The organism is Streptomyces sp. NPDC088554 (assembly GCF_044752945.1).
In the GTDB taxonomy this organism is placed as follows: Bacteria; Actinomycetota; Actinomycetes; order Streptomycetales; family Streptomycetaceae; genus Streptomyces.
Genome location: NZ_JBIVMF010000007.1, coordinates 122,016 through 145,838, shown reverse-complemented (window position 1 = coordinate 145,838; position 23,823 = coordinate 122,016). Strand labels below are relative to the sequence as shown.

Annotated in this window: 21 protein-coding genes; 10 read left to right on the top strand and 11 right to left on the bottom strand. The window is 72.3% G+C overall.

Annotated elements, in window-relative coordinates; translation table 11 throughout:
• The first annotated feature begins 64 nt into the window (after window positions 1-64).
• Complete coding sequence (locus ACIP8W_RS11035; RefSeq protein WP_401947800.1) at window positions 65-754, top strand: phosphatase PAP2 family protein; 690 nt, start codon at window positions 65-67, stop codon at window positions 752-754.
• 19 nt (window positions 755-773) lie between these two features.
• Window positions 774-1,484 carry an HAD family hydrolase gene (locus ACIP8W_RS11030; protein ID WP_402154605.1) on the top strand — a complete coding sequence of 237 codons (711 nt, stop codon included), beginning with the start codon at window positions 774-776 and terminating at the stop codon, window positions 1,482-1,484.
• 103 nt (window positions 1,485-1,587) lie between these two features.
• Here the strand turns inward: ACIP8W_RS11030 and ACIP8W_RS11025 are convergent, their stop codons facing one another.
• Window positions 1,588-3,084: an LVIVD repeat-containing protein gene (locus ACIP8W_RS11025; RefSeq protein ID WP_402202712.1), complete on the bottom strand. Its 1,497-nt coding sequence runs from the start codon at window positions 3,082-3,084 to the stop codon at window positions 1,588-1,590.
• Between the two features lie 177 nt (window positions 3,085-3,261).
• Between ACIP8W_RS11025 and ACIP8W_RS11020 the strand changes: the two genes are divergently transcribed.
• Window positions 3,262-3,939, top strand: coding sequence for a DUF305 domain-containing protein (locus ACIP8W_RS11020; protein ID WP_402202710.1), 678 nt, complete (start codon window positions 3,262-3,264; stop codon window positions 3,937-3,939).
• A gap of 40 nt (window positions 3,940-3,979) precedes the next feature.
• Here ACIP8W_RS11020 and ACIP8W_RS11015 read toward each other — a convergent pair whose 3' ends face one another.
• From ACIP8W_RS11015 to ACIP8W_RS10980, 8 genes are all read right to left on the bottom strand, one after another.
• On the bottom strand, window positions 3,980-4,750 hold the full coding sequence (locus tag ACIP8W_RS11015) for a DUF6214 family protein (RefSeq protein WP_402202708.1): 771 nt from the start codon (window positions 4,748-4,750) through the stop codon (window positions 3,980-3,982).
• A 209-nt stretch (window positions 4,751-4,959) separates the two neighbouring features.
• Window positions 4,960-5,508 carry a DUF402 domain-containing protein gene (locus ACIP8W_RS11010; RefSeq protein WP_402202706.1) on the bottom strand — a complete coding sequence of 183 codons (549 nt, stop codon included), beginning with the start codon at window positions 5,506-5,508 and terminating at the stop codon, window positions 4,960-4,962.
• 160 nt (window positions 5,509-5,668) lie between these two features.
• A complete protein-coding gene (locus tag ACIP8W_RS11005; RefSeq protein ID WP_401947785.1) occupies window positions 5,669-6,919 on the bottom strand; it encodes a type III PLP-dependent enzyme in 1,251 nt (416 codons plus the stop codon).
• Window positions 6,916-8,661: an IucA/IucC family protein gene (locus tag ACIP8W_RS11000; RefSeq protein WP_402202704.1), complete on the bottom strand. Its 1,746-nt coding sequence runs from the start codon at window positions 8,659-8,661 to the stop codon at window positions 6,916-6,918. The genes ACIP8W_RS11005 and ACIP8W_RS11000 overlap by 4 nt, the downstream gene beginning before the upstream one ends.
• The gene (locus tag ACIP8W_RS10995; protein ID WP_402202702.1) at window positions 8,661-9,917 is read right to left on the bottom strand and encodes an MFS transporter; all 1,257 of its coding nucleotides are present in this window, start codon (window positions 9,915-9,917) and stop codon (window positions 8,661-8,663) included. The genes ACIP8W_RS11000 and ACIP8W_RS10995 overlap by 1 nt, the downstream gene beginning before the upstream one ends.
• The gene (locus ACIP8W_RS10990; RefSeq protein ID WP_401947777.1) at window positions 9,914-11,698 is read right to left on the bottom strand and encodes an IucA/IucC family protein; all 1,785 of its coding nucleotides are present in this window, start codon (window positions 11,696-11,698) and stop codon (window positions 9,914-9,916) included. Before ACIP8W_RS10990 ends, ACIP8W_RS10995 begins: the two co-directional genes overlap by 4 nt.
• Complete coding sequence (locus ACIP8W_RS10985) at window positions 11,695-12,867, bottom strand: acetyl-CoA carboxylase biotin carboxylase subunit family protein (protein WP_401947775.1); 1,173 nt, start codon at window positions 12,865-12,867, stop codon at window positions 11,695-11,697. The genes ACIP8W_RS10990 and ACIP8W_RS10985 overlap by 4 nt, the downstream gene beginning before the upstream one ends.
• 82 nt (window positions 12,868-12,949) lie before the next feature.
• Window positions 12,950-13,135: a hypothetical protein gene (locus ACIP8W_RS10980; protein WP_402202700.1), complete on the bottom strand. Its 186-nt coding sequence runs from the start codon at window positions 13,133-13,135 to the stop codon at window positions 12,950-12,952.
• Window positions 13,136-13,506: 371 nt separating this feature from the next.
• Between ACIP8W_RS10980 and ACIP8W_RS10975 the strand changes: the two genes are divergently transcribed.
• The 4 genes from ACIP8W_RS10975 to ACIP8W_RS10960 all read left to right on the top strand — a co-directional run bounded on the left by ACIP8W_RS10975 (window position 13,507) and on the right by ACIP8W_RS10960 (window position 17,180).
• Entirely contained in the window at window positions 13,507-14,349 is an 843-nt protein-coding gene (locus ACIP8W_RS10975) for a (2Fe-2S)-binding protein (RefSeq protein ID WP_401947769.1), read from the top strand.
• Between the two features lie 96 nt (window positions 14,350-14,445).
• Window positions 14,446-15,123, top strand: coding sequence for a uracil-DNA glycosylase (locus tag ACIP8W_RS10970; protein WP_401947767.1), 678 nt, complete (start codon window positions 14,446-14,448; stop codon window positions 15,121-15,123).
• Between the two features lie 48 nt (window positions 15,124-15,171).
• Window positions 15,172-16,164, top strand: coding sequence for a BadF/BadG/BcrA/BcrD ATPase family protein (locus tag ACIP8W_RS10965; RefSeq protein WP_401947764.1), 993 nt, complete (start codon window positions 15,172-15,174; stop codon window positions 16,162-16,164).
• A gap of 95 nt (window positions 16,165-16,259) precedes the next feature.
• Window positions 16,260-17,180, top strand: coding sequence for a sirohydrochlorin chelatase (locus ACIP8W_RS10960; RefSeq protein WP_401947762.1), 921 nt, complete (start codon window positions 16,260-16,262; stop codon window positions 17,178-17,180).
• A 140-nt stretch (window positions 17,181-17,320) separates the two neighbouring features.
• Here ACIP8W_RS10960 and ACIP8W_RS10955 read toward each other — a convergent pair whose 3' ends face one another.
• Window positions 17,321-17,743, bottom strand: a complete 423-nt coding sequence (locus ACIP8W_RS10955) for a MerR family transcriptional regulator (protein WP_401947759.1) — start codon at window positions 17,741-17,743, stop codon at window positions 17,321-17,323.
• Between the two features lie 224 nt (window positions 17,744-17,967).
• On the opposite strand from ACIP8W_RS10955, the gene ACIP8W_RS10950 reads away from it, so the two are divergent.
• On the top strand, window positions 17,968-19,473 hold the full coding sequence (locus tag ACIP8W_RS10950) for a SulP family inorganic anion transporter (protein WP_402202697.1): 1,506 nt from the start codon (window positions 17,968-17,970) through the stop codon (window positions 19,471-19,473).
• A 36-nt stretch (window positions 19,474-19,509) separates the two neighbouring features.
• The gene (locus tag ACIP8W_RS10945) at window positions 19,510-20,193 is read left to right on the top strand and encodes an HAD family hydrolase (protein WP_401947754.1); all 684 of its coding nucleotides are present in this window, start codon (window positions 19,510-19,512) and stop codon (window positions 20,191-20,193) included.
• A 48-nt stretch (window positions 20,194-20,241) separates the two neighbouring features.
• Here ACIP8W_RS10945 and ACIP8W_RS10940 read toward each other — a convergent pair whose 3' ends face one another.
• The gene (locus tag ACIP8W_RS10940; protein WP_401947751.1) at window positions 20,242-21,342 is read right to left on the bottom strand and encodes a trypsin-like serine peptidase; all 1,101 of its coding nucleotides are present in this window, start codon (window positions 21,340-21,342) and stop codon (window positions 20,242-20,244) included.
• Window positions 21,343-21,819: 477 nt separating this feature from the next.
• Between ACIP8W_RS10940 and ACIP8W_RS10935 the strand changes: the two genes are divergently transcribed.
• Window positions 21,820-23,739, top strand: coding sequence for a LamG-like jellyroll fold domain-containing protein (locus tag ACIP8W_RS10935; protein WP_401947748.1), 1,920 nt, complete (start codon window positions 21,820-21,822; stop codon window positions 23,737-23,739).
• Window positions 23,740-23,823: the final 84 nt, after the last annotated feature.

Sequence of the window (23,823 nt, the reverse complement as noted above, 5' to 3'; positions counted from 1 at the left end):
GCCCGGCCGGCCCGAGAACGCACCCGGTTGGCCCGCGGGATCCCCCGTCCGCGAGGATCGCCGTATGCGCCCCCCGTCGACTCCCCCGTCCCCACCGGCCCCGCCCCGCCCGCCGGGCCGTACCGCCCTGCTGGTCGCCGCCGTTCTCGCGGTGCTGGCGGCGGTGGTCACCGTATGCGTCGCGGCCCGCTGGGGACCGCTGCTCTCCTTCGACCGCGAGGTCGCCGACGCGCTGCACCGCCGGGCGGTGGCGGAGCCCGCCCTCACCCGGACCAACCGGATCCTCACCGACTGGTTCTGGGACCCCTGGACGATGCGGCTGCTGACGGCGGTGGCCGTGGTGCTGCTCTGGCTGCGGAACGAACGGCGGCTCGCCCTGTGGGTGACCGCGACGAGCGTGCTGGGCGCCGCCGTATCGCAGGGGCTGAAGTGGGCCGTGGGGCGGGAGCGCCCGCAGTGGCCCGACCCGGTCGACTCCGCCCACTTCGCCGCGTATCCGTCCGGGCACGCGATGACGGCCACGGTGACCTGCGGGCTGCTCCTGTGGCTGCTGCGGCGCCGGGGCGTGGGCCCCCGGGTGTGGCGTACGGCCGTGGTGATCGCCGCCGTATCGGTGGCCGGGGTGGGGTTCACCCGGCTGTGGCTGGGGGTGCACTGGGGCTCGGACGTGCTGGGCGGCTGGCTCCTCGGCGGCTGTCTGGTCGCGCTCGCGGTCGCGTCGTACGACCATCCGGCCTTGTCGCGGAGGCGGTGACCCGACGAGGATCGGACCCATGACGTTCAAGGCTGTGCTTTTCGACTTCTCCGGGACCCTCTTCCGTATCGAGTCCGCGGGCTCCTGGCTGCGTTCCGTGCTCGACGAGGCGGGGATCGCCGTACCCCCCGACGAAGTGCGGCGGTACGCGATGACGCTGGCGGTGGCGGGCGCGCTGCCCGGCGGCTCGGTGCCCGAGCGGGTACCACCGGAGCTGGCCGAGGCGTGGGCCACCCGGGACGAGAGCGCCGAGCTGCACCGCGCCGCGTACACCGGGCTCGCCCGCCAGGTGGAGCTGCCCGCTCCCGGACTGTACGACGCCCTCTACGACCGCCATATGACACCGGCCGCCTGGCGGCCCTACCCCGACGCCGCCGAAGTTCTCTCCACGCTGCGGCGGGCGGGCGTCGGCATCGCGGTGGTCAGCAATATCGGCTGGGACCTGCGGCCCGTCTTCCGCGCCCATGGCCTGGACGCCTTCGTGGACGCGTACGTCCTCTCGTACGAACACCGCATCCAGAAACCCGACGCGCGGCTCTTCCGGGTCGCCTGCGAGGCCCTCGGCCAGGATCCGCACGATGTGCTGATGGTGGGGGACGACCGGCGCGCCGACGGCGGGGCGGCGGAGCTGGGCTGCGCGGTCCACTTCGTGGACCATCTGCCGGTGGAGGAGCGCCCCACCGGGCTGCGGCCCGTCATCTCGCTGGCGGGCGCGGGTCCACTGACCTGACCCGTGCCGGCGGCGCGAAGCCGTGCCGGCCGGAAACCCGTGGTGGAAGCGCACGTTCCGCCGGGCGGGAGACCGCCCGGCGGAACGGTCGGAGCGGTGTTCCTCAGTGGCGGAAGTCCGCGAAGTAGTCCGGCTGCGTCTGCGCGTTCAGCTCATGCATCCGCACCCGCTTCGCCGGGTTGGTCAGCCGGTCGTCGAGCTTCAGCACGTCGAAGCCCTTGACCATGTCGTTCGAGTAGATGTGACCGTTGTAGTAGTACGACGACCAGGTGCCGCCGCCCACCAGGGAGGTGGCCGAGATCGGACCGCGCTCGAAGTAGGCGATCTCCTTGGGCTTCGAGGAGTCGGTGAAGTCCCATACGGAGACACCGCCCTGGTACCAGGACTGGACCATGATGTCGCGGCCCTTGACCGGGATCAGCGAGCCGTTGTGGGCGACGCAGTTCTCGGTGTCCGCCTGGTGGCGGGGGATCTTGTAGTAGCTGCGGAAGACCAGCTCGCGCTGGTCGCCCTTGCCGACGATGTCGTAGATGCCGTCGGCGCCCCGGTTCGGTCCGGTCGCCTCGTTGCAGGTGGCCGCGCCACCGCCGCCCAGCTCGTCGGTGAAGACGACCTTGTCGGCCTTCTGGTTGAAGGTGGCCGAGTGCCAGAAGGCGAAGTTGACGTTGTCCTGGACCTGGTCGATCACCCGCGGGCGCTCGGGGTCCTTGATGTCGAACAGGATGCCGTCACCCATGCAGGCACCGGCGGCCAGGTCCTTGGAGGGCAGCACGGTGATGTCGTGGCAGCCCGTGGTCACGGCGACACCGGGATTGGTGGGCGCGCCCGGGTTGCCGCCCTCCGGGAACAGCACCTCGAACTTCACCAGTGCGGCCTTCTCGGGTGCCTTGCGCGGCACCTTGATGATGGAGATGCCGTCGTGCGGCGGCTGGCAGTCCGGGAAGGACGTGCTGGGTGAGTACGAGGAGACGTAGACGTAGACGTCCTTGGCCTTCGGTACCAGCGTGTGGGTGTGCGATCCGCACGCGGTCTCGACGGCGGCGACGTACTGGGGGTTGCGCTTGTCGCTGATGTCGAAGATCTTCATGCCCTCCCACGACTCCTTGATCGTCGCGGACTGCGCGACGCTGTTGCAGGAGTTGTCGCTGCGCGAGGAGTCGGTGGAGAGGAAGAGCAGGTTCCCGGAGACGGAGATGTCGTTCTGCGATCCGGGACAGAGCACCTGCGCGACCGTCTTCGGGGCCTTCGGGTTGCTGATGTCGAAGATCCGGAAGCCGTCGTAGTTGCCCGAGAAGGCGTACTTGCCCTGGAAGGCCAGGTCCGAGTTGGTCCCCGTGATGAGGTCCTTGGGGACATTGGCGAGATGCTCGATGTTCGGGCTGTGGACCACCTCGTCCACCCCGGGTATGTCACCGCTGTTGATGGCGGCCTTCACTTCGGCGGCCAGGCCACTGGAGATCTTCTCCTGGACCGGGCTGTCGCCGGGATCGGGTGTCGCGGCCGCCGGTCCGGCGACCAGCAGAGTGGCGAAGAGCCCGGCCGCGGCTGCCGCCACGCCCAGACGTCTGCGCCGCACGCGGGTGGTGTGCAACGAACTCACTACGTCCTCCCTCGGTATCCGTTCGGCTCGAACGGGTCACGGACCTCGGCAGTATCGTCCTTCCCATGTACATATCAATAGATGGCAACAAACACGTAATGAAAGTTTTCGATCATTCGCATACGGAAGCGTGCTAGGAACGTGTTCCACCACTCCCATCTGCCACAGGAGGTCACCGTGTTGGTCCGTCGCAGGAGTCCGCGTATCCGCCGGTCCGCCGTCGCGGTGGCGGCGGCCGTCGCCGTACTCGCCCTGGGGGCCTGCGACTCGGGGGACGACGAGGGCGCCGGGGCGAAGTCCCCGGCCGACCGGGCGACCGGTGTGGTGGTGGCACCCGGCAAGCCGGGCGAGCCCGCCCGGACACTCTCGGCCGAGGAAGCACGGAAGGCCGTACCCGACAACACCCCCAACGCGGCGGATTTCACCTACGCGCGACTGATGATCACCCATCACGGGCAGGCCCTGGTGATGACCGGTCTGGTCCAGGACCGCGCGGAATCCGACGCGGTGAAGCGGCTGGCGGCGCGGATCGCCGCCGCGCAGAAGCCCGAGATCGGCGCGATGGAAGGCTGGCTGGAGAACAACGGCGGCACGCGGCAGAAGCCGGATCAGGAGCACCACGGCCACGGGGCCATGCCCGGAATGGCCACCGAGGCCCAGCTGGCCCAGTTGCGGGCGGCGAAGGGCCCGGCCTTCGACGAACTGTTCCTCAAGCTGATGGTCGTGCACCACCAGGGGGCGGTGACCATGGCCACCGACGCGCTCTCCGACGGCCGGAACATCCAGATCGGCGAGATGGCCAAGGACGTCATCGCCCAGCAGTCCGTCGAGATCAACCGGATGCGCTCGATGTGAGCCGGCGCGGTCCCGGCCCGTTCCGGTCGGCCCGCCCCGGTCAGCGCCGGTGGTGACGTGGGGTCAGATGCCCTTCGTCGCGGGCGCCCGCGATCAGCCGCAGCGCCTTGCGGCGGCTGAACCCGGTGGCCGACATCACCGCGAGCACGGGGTCACGGCCCTCACGCTGGGCCGCGCGGTAGAGCTCCGCGACCCGCCGCCGGGCGGCGGCGCCCCGGGGAAGGGAGGGCCGGGCGCGCCGCCGGCCGGTGGGTTCGGCCGCGGGTTCCGCGACTGGCTCGGCTTCCGGTTCGGCGGGTTCCTCGACCGACGCGGGACCGATTTCCGGTACGGGACCGATTTCCGGTACGGAAGCTTCCACGGCAGGAGGTTCCGGTACGGGCGGGGGCCCGGCGGCCTCGGACTCGGACTCGGACTCGGGGGGCGGCTGCGCCGCGGGCGGTTCCGGTACGGGCGGCCGGTGCCGGTCCGCGACGACCTGGCAGGCGTTCTGGAGCGGCGCCCCGATCGCCTCGGCGAGGGCGGCGAAGCCCTCCAGGGCCAGTGGTGGATCGGCCTGTGCGTCCTCGATGGCGATACGGCCGTCCCGTACGACCGCCAGCACATCGATCCGGGCGCCGTCCTCGAAGGTCAGCCGGACATCGACCCAGGGCGGCAGGACCTCGCACCGCCCCGTGCCGTCGCGGGAGTCACCGGCTCCGGTGACGGTGCCGTGTCCCTGCACCTCCCAGAGAGGCCAGTCGCACACGTCGCGGTCATGGGGTTCCCGCTCGTGGGGTTCCTGGGCGGAAATCACTGTATGTTCCGACACATTCACAACTTAATCAGGCAATCCGTCCTTCATGTCATGGCGCGCACGCGCCATCCCGTACGGCACCCTGTCGGCTCATCGCACCGGTCCGCCATCCGAGCGAGCCCCCCGCGCGCGGCCGCCCGCAGTACGGCCACGACAGCGCCGGGGCCCGGAGACCCAGCGCCCGGATGCCCCGGGCAGGCCCGGGGCTCCCCCCTCGCCATCGCTCAGCTCTCCGGCCGGCCGGAGAGCGGCACCCTCGGCGGTACGGCCCAGTCGTGCGGCGCCCTCCAGTCACGCCACGCGTCCCACCAGCCCTCGCCCCGCTCCACCAGCCCGGCCACCTGGGCCGCCGCGGCCCGCACCGACTCGGCCTCGCCGGGGGCGAACCCCCCGGTGGAGACGCGGTGTTCGAACTCGTCCTCGTCCTTCCACCGGTACGGCGCCTCCGGCGATCCGTCGGCGTCCGGGATCAGCAGGTCCAACTCCTGGTCGAGGGTGTCGAAGCCCCGCTCCGTACACCGCATCGGACGCTGGAAGTTGACGTACCAGCCGCCGAAACGACCATCCCGCAGCCGGGACCAGACCGCGTATCCCTCACCGGGGCGCTGGAGTTGGAGAACCCCTTCCGACTGCCAGGTCGAACCGATCCGCGTCCTGGATGCGGTCCCCGGGCGAACTCCCCGGTGCCGAAGGTCAGGGGTGTGCCCTGGGCCGCGTACACGGCGAGCGCCGTGTCGTCGTGCGCGACGACACGGACCGGGTAGACCATCCATTCGCGTTCGTCCAGCATCTCCCGGCGGACGATGACGTCTCCGGGGGTGAACCTGTGCTCCGCCATCTCGCGAGAATATCCAGCGTCCCCGACCGGCCAAGCGGCAGGGGATGGGGCCTCGTCCCCGGCCCCATCCCCTGCCTCTACCCCTGCCGCTACCGCTACCGCTGTCGCGTGCCGGGCTCCGGAGCCGTCCCGGTGTCCAGGAAGTGGAACCCCGGCCTCGGGTGCATCAGGAACTCGTGGTGCGAGATGTTCCACGCGTAGGCGCCCGCGAGCGCGAACGCGACGCGGTCGCCCGCCCGGAGTCCCGGCGCCGGGACCCGCCGGGCCAGGACGTCCTTCGGGGTGCACAACTGCCCGGCGAGTGTGACCTGTTCGCCCTGGGCCGTCGGCCGGGGCCAGGGGTGGGGCCAGGCTGCCACCGGCAGGACCGCGCAGGGCTGGTCGTGGCCCTTGGTCGCCGGGGTGCGCAGATGGTGTGTGCCGCCCCGGACCACGGCGAACTCCTCGCCGTGGCTCTCCTTCACGTCCAGTACCTCGGTCGCGTACCAGCCGCAGTACGCGGTGAGCGCGCGGCCCGGTTCGATGCGCAGGACCGGGCCGGGGTACGCCTCAGTGAGCCGGGCCAGCCCCTCGCCGTACCCGGTCCAGTCGAAGCGGGACTCCGGGCGGGCGTAGTCGACCGTCATCCCGCCCCCGATGTTCACCTCGGCCAGGCGCACCCCGTGGTGTGCGGCCAGCCGTGTCGCCCAGGCCACGATCGATTCGGCGAGTGCCAGCTGCGCGGGGGCCTCCAGGCCGCTGCCCAGATGGGCGTGCAGGCCACGGAGTTCGAGCTGGGGGTACGTACCGTCGGTGAGCAGCCCGAACACCGTGTCGGCCCGGGACGGATCGAGGCCGAAGGGGGTCGGGCGGCCACCCATCGCGAGCGCGCTCGCGGCCAGCGCGTCGTCGGCCACCGGGAGGTTGAAGCGCGGCAGGACCGCGATCCGGGTGCCGGGGACGACGTGCCGGGCCAGCTCGGCCAGCACGCGCAGTTCGTGCTCGCTCTCGATGTGGAAGCGCGCCACACCGTGTTCCAGCGCGGTGGTGATCTCCGCCGGTGTCTTGCCGGGGCCGCCGAACGCCAGCGGGTGTTCCGGGACCGCCTTGGCGACATGGGTGAGTTCGCCGCCCGACGAGACCTCGTACCCGTCGACGTACGGGCCGAGCGCGGCCAGGATCTCCGGTTCCGGGTTGGCCTTGGCCGCGTAGTACAGCTCGACCCGCTCCGGCAGGGCGGCCCGCACGGCCGCCGCGTGGGCGCGCAGGGCCGCCATGTCGTAGACGTACGCGGGCAGTTCACCGGAGGGCAGGGACAGTACGCGGTCGCGTACCGCCGGTGTGGGGGTCGGTGCGGGGGTGGTCACGGGGCGCTCCAGGTGGCGTGGTGCAGGATGTCCTCGGCGAGCGGGGAGGGCAGGCGTACGTATCCGGCCTCCCGGTCGGCCTTGCGCTCCCAGCGGGTGAGCAGGTTCGTCTTGGCGGGCAGGGGTACCCCGGCGAGCAGCGCGGCCAGACGCGGCGGGCAGCCGTACCGGTCGGCGTGGCTCCGCAGGGTGGCGCGGACCTGTGCCCACAGCGCGCCCTCGGTGTGCGGGTGCAGATCGGCGAGGGCGGCGAGCAGTTCGGCGACGTGATTGACCAGCAGGCAGTACAGGACGCGGTCCCAGCCGCGCTGTGCGTCGTAGGTCATCGGTCCCGCGACCTCGGGCGGCAGCGCGGCGAGTGTGTCGGCGTGGTGTTCGGGGACGAGCTTGGTGCCCTCCAGGTCGCGGAAGAGGACCTGGGCGGGCATACCGTCGCCGTCGACACAGATCAGCACGTTCTGCAGGTGTGGTTCCAGGACCAGTCCGTGGTCGAAGTAGGCGGCCAGCACCGGCGGGACGAGCAGCCGCAGATAGGCGGCCCACCAGTCGGCGGCGGCCTCGGGGCCCGTTCCGGCCAGCAGCCGGGAGATATGCGCGGGGCTCGTCGGGTACTCGTCGGCGACGGCGGCCGCGAGCAGTGGTGTGGTGCCGGGCAGGAGCCGCTGGGGCAGGCCCTCCCGGACGATGACACCGAACCCTTCGAGGAGTTCGCGGTCGGGGGTGCCGTCGGGACCGGGCAGGGCGAGCGACCGGTAGGCGGGTTCGCGGAGCACGGCACTGCCCGGGAAGCGGTGGGCCAGGTCCTCCAGGGCGGGTGCCAGCACCCGGGTGAGGGCGACCGCACCGGAAAGTTCGTAACTGGAGTTCTTGCGGAGGCAGTTGGTGATGCGGACGTTCAGGCTGAACTTGAGGAACGTCTCGCCGTCGTAGAGCGTGCGGACGGACGCGGTGGCGGCGAAGGGCTCTCCGCCGCTGCCGAGGTCGAGGACATCGCCCCGGTCCAGGGCGGCGCGCAGGACCGGGTGGTCGCGCAGCATCTCGTACTGCCAGGGGTGGGCGGGCAGCAGCCGGTAACCGTCCGGGACGCCCGGGTGCGGGCGGTCCAGCGGGTCGGCCGCGCCGGGCGCGGCACACTCCTGCGCGATCAGGTCCTCGCGTACGGCGAGCTGCCGCAGCGCGAAGGACGCCCCGGTCTCCGGCGCGTACGCCGACCAGGATTCCGCGTCCCCCGTACGGGCCTTGGGGGTGGGGTGGAAGCGGTGGCCGAGGACCAGCGACTGCTCGGACAGGAGGTAGTCCGCGAGCCGGTCCCCGGTCAGCAGGGCAGCCGGGGCGGGGCGGGCGGCGAGCACCGAGGCGACGGCGCCGTGGCTGGAGTCGATCTGCTCCAGGAACTCCTCGTTGCGCACGCCGGTACGCAGGGACAGCTCGTCGTGGACGTACTCGGCCAGCCTGCGCCAGCCGATCTCCGTCCAGCCGCCGTCGCGCTGTTCGCCGACGGGCCCGGTGAACCGGTGCGCGCCGAGCAGGGAGGTGCGGCGCAGACCGATCCGCAGCAGTACGTCGCGGCGGGGCAGCCGCAGCAGCAGCCGGCCGCCGGTGACCGCGGTCTGGCGTTCGGGGCCCGACACTTCGCGCAGCAGGCAGTTGAGGAGTGTGTGGGCCACCGCCTCCCCGCTGCTGGGCAGCGTGGTGGGCAGGGGGCTGGTCGTGGTACCGAGCGAATCGGCCGACGGGGACATCAGCGGCTCCAGCGCGTGCGAAGAGAGAGGAAGGTGGTCGCGCATACGGTGAGCAGCGCCGCGGCGCCGCCGACCAGTACGGGTGCGGCCTGGCCGAAACGGGCACTGCCCGCGGCCGCGGCCACGCCGGCGGCGACGGCGCCGGCCTTGGAGAAGAACTCCAGCGAGCCGAAGAGCCCACCGGGTGCGCGGCCCTCGGCGCAGTCGGCGGCCAGCACCGACAGACACACCAGGCCCAGGGTCATTCCGGCGCCGAGCACCAGTCGTACGGCGATCAGGGTGGTCAGCGAGTCGGCCACCCCGTGCCCGGCCAGGCCGAGGGCGATCAGGAGGAAGCCCAGGGTGATCCCGGCCCTGGGCCGGTCCTGGAACGCGCGGTGCACGGCCAGGGCGGCCACCAGGTAGCACAGGTGGGGCAGGGCGAAGAGCAGTCCCGACAGGGTCGGGGACGCGTGCGGGACCCGGTCCTCGACGAGCGAGATCAGATAGGGGAAGGAGATGACGGTGGAGAAGACGAAGGCGAACTCGAGGGCGTAGAGGGTACGCAGGGACACCCGGGGCCCTACGGTCTTGGCCGCCGGAGCCGACGTGGCCGCCGTGACCGCCGGGGCCCCGGCGGGGTCCGGGCCCTCCGGTGAGCGGGCCGGTTCCGCGCCCGCCGCCGACCGCCCGTCGCCCGGTTCGGGGAGCGCGGCGAGCAACAGGGCGGCGGTGAGCGGGAGTACGGCCAGCAGGGCGTACTGGCGGTGCGGCGACAGCCAGGAGGAGAGCGAGCCGACCACGATCGGGGCCACGACCAGGGCCGCGCGGGCGCTGCCCTGCATCAGGGTGAGCGCTCTGGACAGGCTCGGCCCGTCCAGGGCGGCGCCGAGGTAGCCGTTGGACGCGGCGAAGGTGCCGCCGAGGATGCCCTGGAGGACCAGGGCCGCCGTGAAGGTGGCGAGCGAGTCGGCCCACCCCGCCAGCAGGAAGGCCAGGGCCAGCCCCAACTGGGCCCGCAGCAGGAGCCGTTTGCGGCCGAACCGGTCGGCGAGCCGCCCCCACAGCGGGGCGCCGAGCGCGCCGAACACCGTGGGGACGACGTACAGCAGCCCGGCCCAGCGGGCGGCCCCGGGGCCGAACTCCGGGAGAATCTGGGTCAGATAGGGCGGCAGCCCCAGCGCGGCGAAGGACGCCACGAAGTAGCAGCCGGCCACCGCGTGCACATGGCTGCGCCCGAAGGCGGGGCGTTGGGCGGGGAGAACGCCGGCGCTCATGCCCGCTCCCCCACGGTCGAGAAGCCGCTCCAGGCGCCGTTTCGAAGGTAGTTGGGGCCGGTGGTGTAGTGCTTGTTGATGTCGGCCGCGCCGGACCGCTGCTTGGTGAGCAGTGTTCCGGCGGTGACCATCGCCTTGACCGGCAGCTCCGGAGCGTCCAGCACCCGGGCGCGGAGCACGGCCGCCGGTTCGCCGCCGAGCCGCTCCAGGGCCTCGTCGAGGCGGTCGCGTACCAGCCGGAGCAGTACGGGAAGCGGGGCGCGCCCGTGCCGGGCGAGCCCGAACGCGTAGGAGCCCGCGCAGAGATGGACGGTGATCGTGGTGAAGAGGTCGGCCGGAGCCGTGTCGTCCGGGCCGAAGATCCGGGCGTCGTCGAAGTCGCCGGGGTCGGGGGTGTCACCGCCGAGCCGTTCCCGCAGCCGGTGGATGTTGACGCGCGGGCCGTCGTTGTCCTTGAGGAGCAGCCGCAGCCGGGTGGTGCCGTCGGCCCGCCGGTCCAGGACCAGGGAGATGTTCTGCTGGTGGGACTCCAGGGCGATGCCGTACCCGAAGAGTGTGGTCTGCCAGTCGAACAGCAGGGTCAGACAGGCGTCCAGCAGGGCGATCGGGTCGCCGCCGTGGAAGCGGTCGGCGAGCCGGTCGACGACCAGCCCTCTGCCGGGGGCCTCGGCGAGCAGGGCGGCCATCGGGAGGACGACCGCGTCCTCCAGTCCGGCCGGGTAGCGGCGGCAGAGCGTGGCGAGCAGTTCGTGCCCGGCGTGCGCGTATCCCGTCTCGTCGGCGTGCAGGACGGTGTCCCGGAAGCGTGGCTCGCGGGCGATCACCGTCTCCAGCAGCCGCTGGCCCGCCGCGCCGTCGACGAGTGTGCCGGGCTTGATGGTGCGCCGGTTGCGCAGGCCCAGGGTGGCGGTGGCCAGCGGCAGTTTGAGGTGCAGGGACGGGTCGTCGGCCAGGGCGACGGTACGCATCGACAGGGTCGGTACGGCGTCGAGGAGGGGGGCGTCGGCGAGTACCGCGCGGCCCGCCAGGCCGGTTTCGCGCAGGGCGCCGTCCAGGGCGGCGCCGAGGGTCAGCGGGTGGACGGGCAGGAGCGCGTGGGTGCGGTCGAGGGCGGGGAGGCCGACCTCGGCCGGGGTGGGCAGGGGGAGAGCGCCGCCCGCGAGGGTGAGCGCCTCCCGGGGCACGGCGAGCCAGCGCAGCGCGAAGCGCGGGTGGAACTCGGGTGCGTACGACCGCAGTTGGTCCTCGGTGAGCCCGGTGCGACCGCGTGCGGTCGGGTACACGGGGTGGTCGAGGCGGGCGGCGAGGGTGTCATGGCCCAGGCCGCCGGCGAGGCCGGTCCAGTGGGCCGGGTCGGTGCCGTGACGCGAGGTCAGCCGCTCGGCGCACTCCTCCCGGGTGGCGGTGTGCAGCCGTACGGTGGCCAGGGTCTGGCGGCACTCCTCGGCGAAGGCGTCGAAACCGTCGCGGTCGGCGGGTTCGGCCTGTGCGCGCAGTGCGGCGAGGACGGTGGCGTACGAGGTCAGTTCGCGGCCGTCCGGCTCCCGCAGCAGCAGGGGGAGCCGGGCCGCGTACTGGCCCTGGAAGCCGTCCTCGGTGACCGGCAGCAGCAGGGCGTCCGCCTCGCCGGCGGCCAGCCGCAGCCAGCGGCCGTCCGGCCGGTGGACGAGGGTGCTCCGGGAGCGCAGTCCGACGACGTCCTCGCGGAGCAGTGTGCCGAGGACGCGGGTCAGCAGTTCGGCCTCGGCCGGGTCGGTGGTGGTGGCGACGGGGGCGGTCACGGCTGGATCTCCCAGCTCTGCGCGGCCAGGAACTCCTCGACCGCCTTGTCCACACTGTGCCGATCCGGGCCGATGGCCCTGAGCACTCCGAGATAATCGCGGTTGGTGCGGTACAGATCGTGCCGCTCGCCGGTCTCCCTGAGCGGACGGTACGTCAGTTCCACACCGGCTATGGAGAGTTCGGTGGCGTCCGGGGCGGCGACCAGGGTGCCGGCCCGCTCCGCGCAGGGGTACTCCAGCAGGGCGGCGCCGCCCTGGCGGATGCCCAGCTCCGCGGGGAGCGGCTCGCCCAGATGCGTACGGAGGATGTGCTCGAAGAGCGGGATCCCCAGCAGCCGCGCCAGCAGCAGATCACACTGGTCGCCGATGGCGCGGTAGTTGACCTCGATGATCCTCGCCCGGCCCTCGTGCACCACGAATTCGGTGTGACAGGCACCGAACCCCACTCCGAGCGCGTCGAGTTGGTCCAGGATCTGGCCGACGACCGACGCCGGGTGCTCCGGCACGAAGGTGAGACGTTCCTCGATGAAGTACGGCGGCGGTGACAGCTCGGTGTGGAAGCCGCCCAGGACATGGCGGATGCGGCCGTCGCCGAGGGTCTCCAGGGTGTACAGCTCGCCCGGCAGATACTCCTCGACGACCAGGGCGACGCCGGGGCGGCGGGCCAGGATCTCCTCGCAGCGCGCCACCAACTCCTCGGGGCCGTCGACCAGGACCACGTCCTCGCTGGCCACACCCTCGCGGGGCTTCACCACACAGGGGTACGGCGCGTCAAGGGCGGCCGGTTCGGTCAGCTCGGCGGACCACACGGTGTCCACCCCGGCGGCGGCGAGCCTGCGGCGGGTCTCCGCCTTGTTCTTGGTGCGCAGGGTGGCCCGCCAGTCCTTGGCGGGGAGCCCGAAGTAGTGGGCGGCCAGGGCCGCCTGGGTCTGGAGGTGGTCGCTGTTGGTGAAGACGGCGTCCGGTGTGTGGTGGGTCGCGATCCGGGTGATGACGGCGTGGAAATCGCGTACGTCGCACTCCAGGATCTCGATCCCGGGGTAGACGTTCCGGTGGGCGTCCGGATGGTCGGTCAGAACGGTGATGTCCAGACCGAGCCGGGCGGCGGCGGGCAGAAACCCCTCGGTGACGGAGTCGGTGGGGTTGAGGGCAAGCAGATACAGGCGCATGAGTGGGAAAGCTTCCGCTCGGAGAATGGGGGTGCGGGACGGAGCACCGGGTGGCGGCCCGGCTCCGGAGGAGCGGGAGGCGCTATCTCTTCGGGGGTTCCGCGCCGCCGGCCGTGACCACATCGGCAAGAACCCGCTCCGCGGCCCGGACTTCGCCGCCGGACACCCCGGTCCGGCCGGGAGCCTCGAAGACACCGGGAACGAGGAGGACGGCGAGCGGCCCGGCGGCGGGCCGACCGGTCGCGCGCGGAATGGTTCGTATCGACATGAGCGGGTTCATCTCTCTTGTGCTCGTGCGGGTGAGGCGTGGTCTGTCGTGGCGCCGGCCGGGGGCGGTCCATCCCGGCGCCGGGTGCGCGGTGGTGCGCCGGCCCGCCTCTGCATACAGGGAGGCGACCAAGGGGGATGTGCCCGAGGGCACGGAAGGACATACCCCTGGGTACGGCCCGTTCGGTCGCAGTCACGAATGGTGAGCTTAGGTTAGGCATGCTTTAGCTATCAACAATCTACGCCCTCGCTGTGACATGGGTAACTCTCGGCCATCAATAACCAGCCCCCGCACCTACCTGGCGTTATCTCGAATAAGGTAAGCCTTACCTTTCGCTTGCTCAACGCCACCCCCCTGCACAGGAGGTACCGATGACCGTGGCCCTGGAGACCCCGCAGACCGGTGCGCCGGAGCTCCTCACGGCCACCTACCGGCGGCTGACCGAGGCGTGCGAGGCGCTGACCGTCGTGGTCACGCCCCCCGGCGCGCACCGGGACAGGACCGGCGTGCGCGGGGACGAACTGACCGAAAACCCGTACGCCCTCGACGCCTTCGTCACGGCGGAGGCGGACCGCCTCCGGGACCGCCACGGGAGCGTCCCGCGCCGGGACGTCGCCGCCACCCGCGCGCTCCACGACTACGTGTGGTCGCTGAGCCTGCTGATGAGCGGCGTCTGGTACCTGGAAGCGCGGGTGCCGCGCATCCGGCCCGAGGACATCCGGCTGGACCTCGCGTCGGGTACGTACCGACTCACCCCCGGCACCGGTTTCGCCTGTCTGGCCGACGACCCGGCCGCCGCGCTCCCCGGCGCGGTCCCGCTCCCCCACCCGGATGCGCTGCGCACGGAGTTGCGCTCCGCGGTCGCCGACCACATGGGCCCCCTGCTGGCCGCGCTCGGCCCGCAGCTCCGGCGCGGACCGCGCGCGCTGTGGGGCATGGTCGCCGACGACCTCGTCTCCGGGATCTGGTACGTCGGCCGCGTCCTGGGCCAGGAGGAGGCGGCGGTCCGCGCGGCCACCGCGGTCCTGCCCTCGGCCCGGGGGCCGTTCCCCGGCGGCGCGGACTTCCGCAGGCTCACCGGCGACGACGGGCGGCGGTATCCGACCCGCACCCGTATGGGCTGCTGTCTCTACTACACCGTTCGCGCGGCCGAGGCGTGTGTCACCTGCCCCCGGACGCCCGACGCGGAGCGGCTGCGCCGGCTGGAGGCGTAGCTCTCCCGTTCGGACCCCGTCGGGACGTACGGGCCGACGGCCGGGGTGCGCCGGTCCGTTGGGCCCGTGGTTCGTATGTAAGTAGAGTGATGTCCCGTGACAGCGAGACCGTTGAGTGAAGTGGTTGAGCCGGGCTGGGCCCAGGCGTTGGGCCCCGTCGCCGGACGCATCGCCGCGATGGGCGACTTCCTGCGCGCGGAGGTCGCGGCGGGCCGCACCTATCTGCCCGCCGGGGCGAATGTGCTGCGCGCCTTCCAGCAGCCCTTCGAGGAGGTCCGGGTCCTGATAGTCGGCCAGGACCCCTACCCGACCCCCGGCCACGCGGTGGGGCTGAGTTTCTCGGTGGCGCCGGAGGTGCGGCCGGTGCCGGGCAGCCTGGACAACATCTTCCGGGAGATGCACGCCGACCTGGGCCATCCCCGCCCCTCCAACGGCGATCTGACGCCCTGGACGCGTCAGGGGGTCCTGCTGCTGAACCGCGCGCTGACCACCGCGCCCCGCAAGCCCGCCGCGCACCGGGGCAAGGGCTGGGAAGAGGTGACCGAGCAGGCCATCCGCGCCCTGGTCGCCCGGGGAACGCCGCTGGTGTCCATCCTGTGGGGGCGGGACGCGCGCAACTGCCGTCCACTGCTCGGCGACTACCCGGCGATCGAGTCGGCCCACCCCTCCCCCATGTCCGCGGACCGCGGCTTCTTCGGCTCGCGCCCGTTCAGCCGGGCCAACGAACTGCTGACCGGCCAGGGCGCCCGGCCCGTGGACTGGCAGCTGCCGTGAGCGGGACAGGGCCGGGCGCGACGGCCCCTGCACCATGAGGACAACGGGATGAGCGCGTGGGTCCTGGGCGTGGACTCGGGCGGCTCGGGGCTGCGGTTCGCCCTCGCCCCGGCCGTGGGCGGCGACGACCCCGGCTCCGTCCTCACCACCGGTTCCGCCGAACCCCTGCGCACCGGCCCGTCCGGTATCGATCCGGGCCCACTGCTCGACCGGCTGCTCACCGCGACGGCCACCCTGCTGGCACGGGCGGACGCCCCGTCGGCGGGCACCCTGGCGGCGGTCGCGATCGGCGCGGCCGGGATGGCCACGCTCGGGGACGGGCTCCGCGCGGAGTTGCCCGGCGCGCTGGAACGCCATCTCGGGGTACGGCGCCTCGTGCTCGCCGCCGACGCGGTCACCGCGTACGCGGGAGCGCTCGGGCAGCGGCCCGGAGCGGTCGTCGCGGCCGGCACGGGCATGATCGCGCTCGGTACGGACCTGGCGGGCTGGCGGCGGGCGGACGGCTGGGGCCATCTGCTCGGGGACCACGGCGGCGGCGCCTGGATCGGCCGGGCCGGACTCGAAGCGGCGCTGCGCGCGCACGACGGACGGCGCGGTGGTTCACCCGTACTGCTGTCCAGGATGGAAGCGGTTTTCGGGCCGGCCGCCGAGCTGCCGGGGCTGCTCTACCCACGGACCGACCGGCCCGCCGTGCTCGCCTCCTTCGCCCCCGAGGTGGCCCGCTGCGCGGCCGATGACCCGGTCGCCGCGGAGATCCTCACGGTGGCCGCGCGCCGGATCGCGGAGGCCGCCGCCGCGGTCTGCCCGGCGTCCGGTGACTGCGAAGTCGCCCTTACCGGAGGGCTGTTCAAGCTCGGCGAGCCACTGCTCGCACCGCTGCGCGGCGAGCTGGCGGAGCAGCTCCCGCATGCCAGGACCGTGCCCGCCGCGACCGGTCCGCTCGGTGGCGCGCTGCTCCTCGCAAGGGCGCTCGCCGGGGACCGGCTGCGGCTGCCCCGTGACGCACGGCTGCTCAACGCACCGACAGAACAGGACAGATGAGGGGAAAAATACCTAACGGATATATAAGGACAGATGGTTCGCGACCTGCCCCTCCCCGAACAGCCGCGCCCACAAAACCAGTAGCATTCGACGCCATGAGCACCCCCACTGGGCCCGCATCCGGCCTGCCTGTACGAATGCCGCGACCCCGCCAGTCGGGGCGCCACCGCCGACCCGAACCGGTGGCGGCCCCCGAAGGTGCGCCCGCGCTTGTTCTCGCCGTTCCCGGCACCCCTTCGGCGGCCGTGCGCGGCCTGGCCGAGGAAGTCATCAGCATCGCCCGCTCCGAACTGCCGGGGCTCGACGCGGCCATCGGCTATCTGGACGGCGAAGGGGCCGAGTTCCCCGCGCTGCGCGACGTGCTGGCCGGTACGGCGGCGCTGCGCAACGACCGTTACGAGCTGGCGAAGGCCGCGGGCCGCGAGGTGTCCGAGCCACAGGGTCCGGCCGCCGTCGTCGTACCGCTGCTCGCGGGTCCGGACAGTGGGATGATCACGCGGATAGGCGAGGCTGTCGCGGACAGTGGCACGGCCGCGGAGGTGACCGACGTCCTCGGTCCGCACCCGCTGCTGGCCGAGGGTCTGCACGTACGCCTTTCGGAGGCCGGGCTGGCCCGCGCCGACCGTGCCAGGCTGTTCACGGTCGCCACGGCGGCCGACGGGATCATCCTGGGCACGGTGGGCGGCACGGAGTCGGTCCAGACCGCCGGGATCACCGGAATGCTGCTGGCCGCGCGGCTCGCCGTACCGGTGATGGCCGCCGCGCTCGACGAGGACGGATCGGTCTCCGCCATCGCCGAGCAGCTGCGCGAGGCCGGTTCGACGCAGCTCGCGCTCGCGCCGTACCTGGTCGGGCCCGAGCTGCCCGAGGGGCTGCTCGACGCCGCGCTCAAGGAGGCCGACTGCGCCGCCGCCGACCCGCTCGGCGCGTACCCGGCGATCGGCAAGCTCGTCCTGTCGCAGTACGCGACGGCTCTGGGCATCTCCACCCAGCCGCAGGGAACCTCGGCGCACTGAACACCGGGTCCGCGCGCCGGACACACCCCGCACCGAGGAAAGGGCCCGTACCGGATCTGCCGGCACGGGCCCTTCCGCGCGCCCCGGCGAGAAGAACCGACGGGAACAGCCGACGAGAAGCCCTGGCCGGAAGCCCGTGCTCAGCCGGAGGCCGGCCCGTCGGCGGCGGGCGGGGACGTCAGGCGCCCGCGCAGCGCCCCGGCGAACTCCTCGGCCCGCGCCAGCTGGACCCGGAGCCTGGCGACCTGCTCGGCGGCGGCCTGTTCGTACTCGCGTACGCGTTCCAGCAGCGCCTCGCGGTCACCGGCCGTCAGCTCCTCCGCGGAGTCGAGGCGGTCGGTGGCGTCGAGCAGCTCGCGCATCTGGTCGAGGCTGAACCCGAGCGGCTTCATGCGCCGGATGACCATCAGCCGGGCGACATCGGCCTCGGTGTAGAGGCGGAAGCCGCCCTGGGAGCGGGCGGAGGGGATGACCAGCCCGGTCTCCTCGTAATGCCGGATCGTGCGCAGCGACAGTTCGGTACGCGCGGCGACCTCGCCGATCTGTAGGTGCTCGCTGCCCACGCGCTGCCCGTCCTCGTTCTCTTCGTGTTCCCGCTCCGCCCCCGGACCCATCTCTACCGTTACGTCAGGGTAGAGTTCGGGGCGCTCGGAGGCGGATTCCCTCCCGAGACCTTAGATCGTCCGACGGTCCGCGCCATGCCGGGCCGACGAAGTCCCAGGCCCCGACCGATACCCGCGCCACCCGGCCGTTGTCCGGGGCGCCCGAGCCGACAAGGCTGCCTCCCGTGTCCTCCGCTTCCCCGCTGTCCCCCACGGCCCGATGGGGCGTCTTCCGGCCGCCCCGGCTGTCGCCCAGGGTTCTCCGTACGGAGGTGCTGGCCGGTCTGGTGGTCGCCCTCGCGCTGATCCCCGAGGCGATCTCCTTCTCGATCATCGCCGGGGTCGAGCCCGCGGTCGGGCTGTTCGCCTCCTTCACCATGGCCGTGGTGATCTCCGTCGTGGGCGGCAGGCCCGCGATGATCTCGGCCGCGACCGGCGCCGTGGCGCTGGTGATCGCGCCGCTCAACCGGGAGCACGGGTTCGGTTATCTGGTCTGCGCCGTGATCCTCGGCGGGGTGATCCAGATCGTGCTGGGGGCGCTCGGTGTCGCGCGACTCATGCGGTTCGTGCCCCGGCCGGTCATGGTCGGCTTCGTCAACTCACTGGCGATCCTGATCTTCCTGGCCCAGGTGCCGGAGCTGCGCGATGTGCCCTGGGCCGTCTATCCGCTGGTCGTCGCGGGGCTGGCCCTGATGGTGTTCTTCCCGAGGGTCACCACCGTGGTCCCGGCTCCGCTGGTGTCCATCGTCATCCTGACCGTGATCACCGTCGCGGCGGGCATCGCCGTTCCGACCGTGGGCGACAAGGGCGAACTGCCGTCCTCGCTGCCGGTGCCGGGGCTGCCGGACGTACCGTTCACGATGGACACCCTGGCCACCGTCGCGCCGTACGCGCTCGCCATGGCACTGGTGGGGCTGATGGAGTCGCTGATGACGGCCCAGCTGGTCGACGACATCACCGACACCCGCTCCAGCAAGACCCGCGAGTCCATAGGCCAGGGCATCGCCAATGTCGTCACGGGGTTCTTCGGCGGGATGGGCGGCTGCGCGATGATCGGCCAGACCATGATCAACGTACGGGTCTCCGGGGCCCGCACCCGGCTGTCGACCTTTCTGGCCGGGGCGTTCCTGATGGTGCTGTGCGTGGTCTTCGGTCCGGTGGTCTCCGGGATTCCGATGGCCGCGCTGGTGGCCGTCATGGTGATGGTGTCGTTCGCGACCTTCGACTGGCACTCCGTCGCGCCGAGGACGCTCCGGCGGATGCCGCGCGGCGAGATCGCCGTCATGGTGATCACCGTGATCTGTGTGGTCGCCACCGGCAATCTCGCCATCGGTGTCGTGGTGGGCTCCATCGTCGCGATGGCCTTCTTCGCCCGGCATGTCGCCCGGGTCACCGATGTCACCGCCGTCACCGACCCGGACGGCGACCGGGTGGTGTACTCCGTGACGGGCGAGCTGTTCTTCGCCTCCGCCCACGAGCTGGCCCATCGGTTCGACTACGCGAACGACCCCGGCAGCGTCGTCATCGACCTCTCGGCCGCCCGGGTCTGGGACGCCTCGTCCGTCGCGGCCCTGGACACGATCGGGGAGAAGTACGCGGGGCGCGGCAAGAGCGTGGAGATCACCGGCCTGCACGGGACCGGCGCACGTCTCCACCGGACACTGAGCGGCGAGCTGACCGGCACGTCCTAGAGCCGGTCGCGGAACGGCCCGTGCATGCTGGGTCCCATGAACACTTCGCGTACCCCCGCGGTCATCTTCGATCTCGACGGGACACTCGTCGACAGCGAACCCCACTATTACGAAGCCGGGCGCCGGTTGCTGGCCCAGTACGGCGTACCGGACTTCAGCTGGGAGCAGCACAGCCGGTTCATCGGGATCGGCACCCGCGAGACGCTGGCGGCGCTGCGCGAGGAGTACGGGATCGACGCGCCGCTCGACACCCTGCTGGCCGAGAAGAACCGGCTCTATCTGGAGCGGGTGCGCGCCGCCACGGAGGTGTTCCCGCAGATGCGGAAGCTGGTGGAGCGGCTGTACGCGGAGGGGATGCCGATGGCCGTGGCGTCCGGCTCGTCGCGCGCCGCCATCGATCTGGCGCTGCGCGTCACCGGTCTGGAGACGTTCTTCCCGGTGACCGTCTCCGCCGAGGAGGTCGCGCGCGGCAAGCCGGAACCCGATGTCTTCCTGGAGGCGGCGCGCCGGCTGTCCGCGGCCCCCGCCGACTGCGTGGTCCTGGAGGACGCCGCCCCGGGCGCGCGGGCGGCGCACGCGGCCGGGATGCGCTGCGTCGCCGTACCGTACGTTCCCGGCTCGGCGGACGATCCGGCGTTCGGTACGGCGGGGCTGCTCTTCCCGGGCGGCCAGGGCGAGTTCACGGCGCGGGCCGCGTACGCGTGGATCGTCGCGGGCTGACGGCCCCGGCCGCGCTCCCGGCCGGGGCCCGTACCAACGCCGGCGCGGTCAGGCGAACTTGCCGCTGACCGCGTCGTAGATCGTTCTGGCCCCCTCGCCGAGTCTCGGCCCGGCGAGCCAGGTCTGCGCGGTCGGGCCGATGGAGGTGTTGCTGACCAGGACGGGAAGGCCGTTGGAGTCCTGGACGAACCAGCCGCCGCCGGAGGAGCCACCGGTCATGGTGCAGCCGATGCGGTACAGCGAGGGCTGGTCGGCCCGGATCGAGAGCCTGCCGGGACGGCCCTCGCAGGTGAACATGAGTTCTCCGTCGAAGGGCGTGTCCGCCGGGTATCCCCAGATGCCGACCGTCTTGATCCGGGCGGCCGACTCCACGCCGAAGTCGATGGCCGCCGCGCCGCCCACGGTCGCCTCCAGGGTGGTGAAGTCCGAGCCGGCCGGCGGCTTGACGTGCAGAACGGCGAAGTCGTACGGGGAGCCCTTGCCGCCCGTCGAGGAGCCCTGCTCGATCCACTCGGGCGAGGTCTGCGCCCAGTCGGCCCACCAGATGCCGAACGGGGAGAGCTGGTCCTTGGTCGCGTCCTGCCGGGCCACGCTCGTCAGGCCCTCGTCGTTGTAGGAGGGGACGAAGACGATATTGCGGAACCAGCCGCCCTTGGCCCCGGCGTGCACACAGTGCCCGGCCGTCCAGACCAGATCGGACGCGCCGGGCCGGGCCGGGTCGGCCACCGCGGTCGCGGAGCACACCGAGGGGCCCTCGGGGGTGTCGAAGAAGAGCTTGCCGACGACGGGGGCGCTGTCGCGGTACGCCACCGGCACCGGCTCGGCGAACACGGCGGCGGGTTCGGGGTCCGAGATGCCCTGGTCGCCGATGCCCCCGGGCACGGGCTGGTCCGTACTGACGCCCTCCCGCATCCGGTCCGGTTTCCAGAGCCCGTCGATCACCGGGTTGACGAAGTCGGCGGCGTCTCTGAGCCACTTCGAGGAGTCCCAGTCCTGCCAGCCGCCCTCGTTCCAGCTCTTCGATCCGTCCGCCCCGACGGAGCCGGTCCGCGAGATGCCGCCGCCGTACACCCCGCAGGAGGTAGCGAAGACCGACAGCAGGGCGAGCACACAGGCCATGGCTGTCACCGGGCGTTGCCTGGAGCGCATGGATCGTTCCTCCGGTCCTTGGAGCAATGCCCGTGCGGCGCCTCTTCTCGACACCGCCCGCGCGATCAGCGGCGACGGGTCCCGCGGATGCGCGCGCGAACGCGACAATGGCCCGTCGCAGAGCTAGTACGGGATTTCGACCGGCCCGGTTCAAAGATCCCCGGCCCGGGGTGCGGAGGTCCCGCTCCGAGCCGGTACGGAGCGGCGCGGCGCCCCACGGACGCGTGGCCGGTGCGCGGGCGTCGGCGGGCCGGGCGGCACCACGAGCGGCGCCACGTTCCGGTCGGCCAGGGTCCGCAGCACGCGGAAGGCGCCGCGTTCACCGAAGTCGCCGGGCCCGGAGCCGATCATCCGCCGTTCACGATCTCTTCCCCTGCCCACCACCGGCGTGATTCCGGCGGGCCCCTCGGCCCCGCATACCTTGCACACGATCAGTCAGCCCATTCGGTCATTCCCGGCGAACTACGCGGAGAAGCAATGTGCAGCCCGCTCCACCAGCCCGACGGCGCCTGTCCCGACGCCGCTTCTCCCGATGCCGCCTTCTCCGACGCGGGCCGGCGTACGTTCCTCAGAGCCACCGCGCTCGCGGGCGCCACCGCGGCGGTGGGGCTCACCGGTGTGTCCGCCGCCGAGGCCCGGACGCGCGAAGTGCCCGCCGTGGCGGCCGAGTCGCGGCGGCCCGACACCGACAGTCCCCGGTTCACCCTCGTCGTCATGCCGGACACCCAGTATCTGTTCGACGGCGACAGCCTGCACTCCGCGCCCGTCGAGGCGTCGCTGCGCTATGTCCTGGACCACCGCCGCGACGAGAACATCGTCTTCCTGTCCCACCTCGGGGATCTGACGGAGCACGGCACGGCGCAGGAGTACGGGCCGCTGAGCGACGCGTTCAAGGTCCTCGACCGGCAACGCGTCGGCTACAGCGTGGTGACCGGGAACCACGACATCGACTCCTCCACCGACGACCGGCGCGGCCGCACCCCGTACCTGGACGCCTTCGGGCCACAGCGGCTGCGGGCGCTGCCCACCTTCGGCGGGGCCACACCGGACGGCTACAACACCTACCACCTGTTCCGCGCGGCGGGCCGGGAGTGGCTGGTGCTGGCGCTCGACTGGCGGCCCTCGGCCGCGGGCATCGCCTGGGCGAAGAAGGTCATCGCGGACCATCCGAGGACACCGGTCGTCCTCACCACCCACGAGCTGGTGTACGCGGACAAGTCCGGTGACGAGGCCCGGTTCTCGGCGCACGGTCAGTGGCTGTGGGACGAGCTGATCTCCGGCAGCGACCAGATCTTCCTCACCCTGAACGGGCACTACTGGCCGCCCGCCCGCACCACCCGGCACAACGACGCGGGCCATGACGTCCATCTGCACATCACCAACTACCAGAACCGCTACTACGGCGGCAGCGCGATGATCCGGCTCTACCGGTTCGACCTCGCCAGGAACACCATCGACGTGGAGACCATCTCCCCGTGGATCCTCGGCAGGGCGGCCGACCGGCTGGGCGAGCTGGACCGCCGCGAGATCGAACTGACCGGGCCGCAGGACAGTTTCTCCGTACCGATCGACTTCACCGCGCGGTTCGCCGGCTTCGCGCCCGTTCCCGCGCGCGCCCCGCGCCCCGCCGCGCGGATGCTGGTGCCGGGGACCGTCGCGTACTGGCGCTTCGACGGAGCGCACCAGGACGGCTCCGCCGCCGACGCCGCGCTGCGGGTGCCCGATCTGTCCGGCCGCGGCAACGATCTGATCAGGGCGGCCGTGCCCGGCGCCGCGCCGTCCGCGCTGCGCTGGTCCGACAGCCACCACCCCGACCAGCCGGGACACGGCAGCCTGTACTTCGACGGCGGCAAGTCCCCACTACGGGGCGGTTATCTGCGTACGGTCGACGGAGCGCCCCTCAACACGCAGACGTTCCGGGCCGGTTACACCATCGAGGCGTTCCTCAAGCTGCCCGCAGACTGGGACGTGGCCCACAACGCCTGGTCGTCGATCCTCAGCCGCCGGGGCACGATCGGCGGCGCGGGCAGGACCGTGGGCGACCCGGACGAACCGGTGGCCACCCTCTCGATCTCCGACGGACCGGGGTTCCAGTGGGCCGCCGCGCCGCTGAACCAGCCCTCCGCGGTGACCAATTGGGGCCATGAGCTGGACCGGGAGACCTGGTGGCACGTCGCCGTCGTCAATGACACGCGGCACACCACGATGTACGTCGACGGCTGCCCCGTCGCCCGTAACCCCACCACCCGCACCACCGGGCTCGCCACTCTCGGGCTGCCCTGGCTGCTCGGCGCCTACGAGTACGGGGGCAAGCTCGACCAGCTCCTCCAGGGCTGGGTCGGCGACCTCCGCATCACCGAACGGGCACTGCCCGTGAGCGACTTCATGAACGCCTGAGCCGGGTACACCTGAATCCGGCACACCGAATCCGGCGCACCTCGATCCGGCTCACCTGGATCACCGGTACGCCCGAGCCCGGAA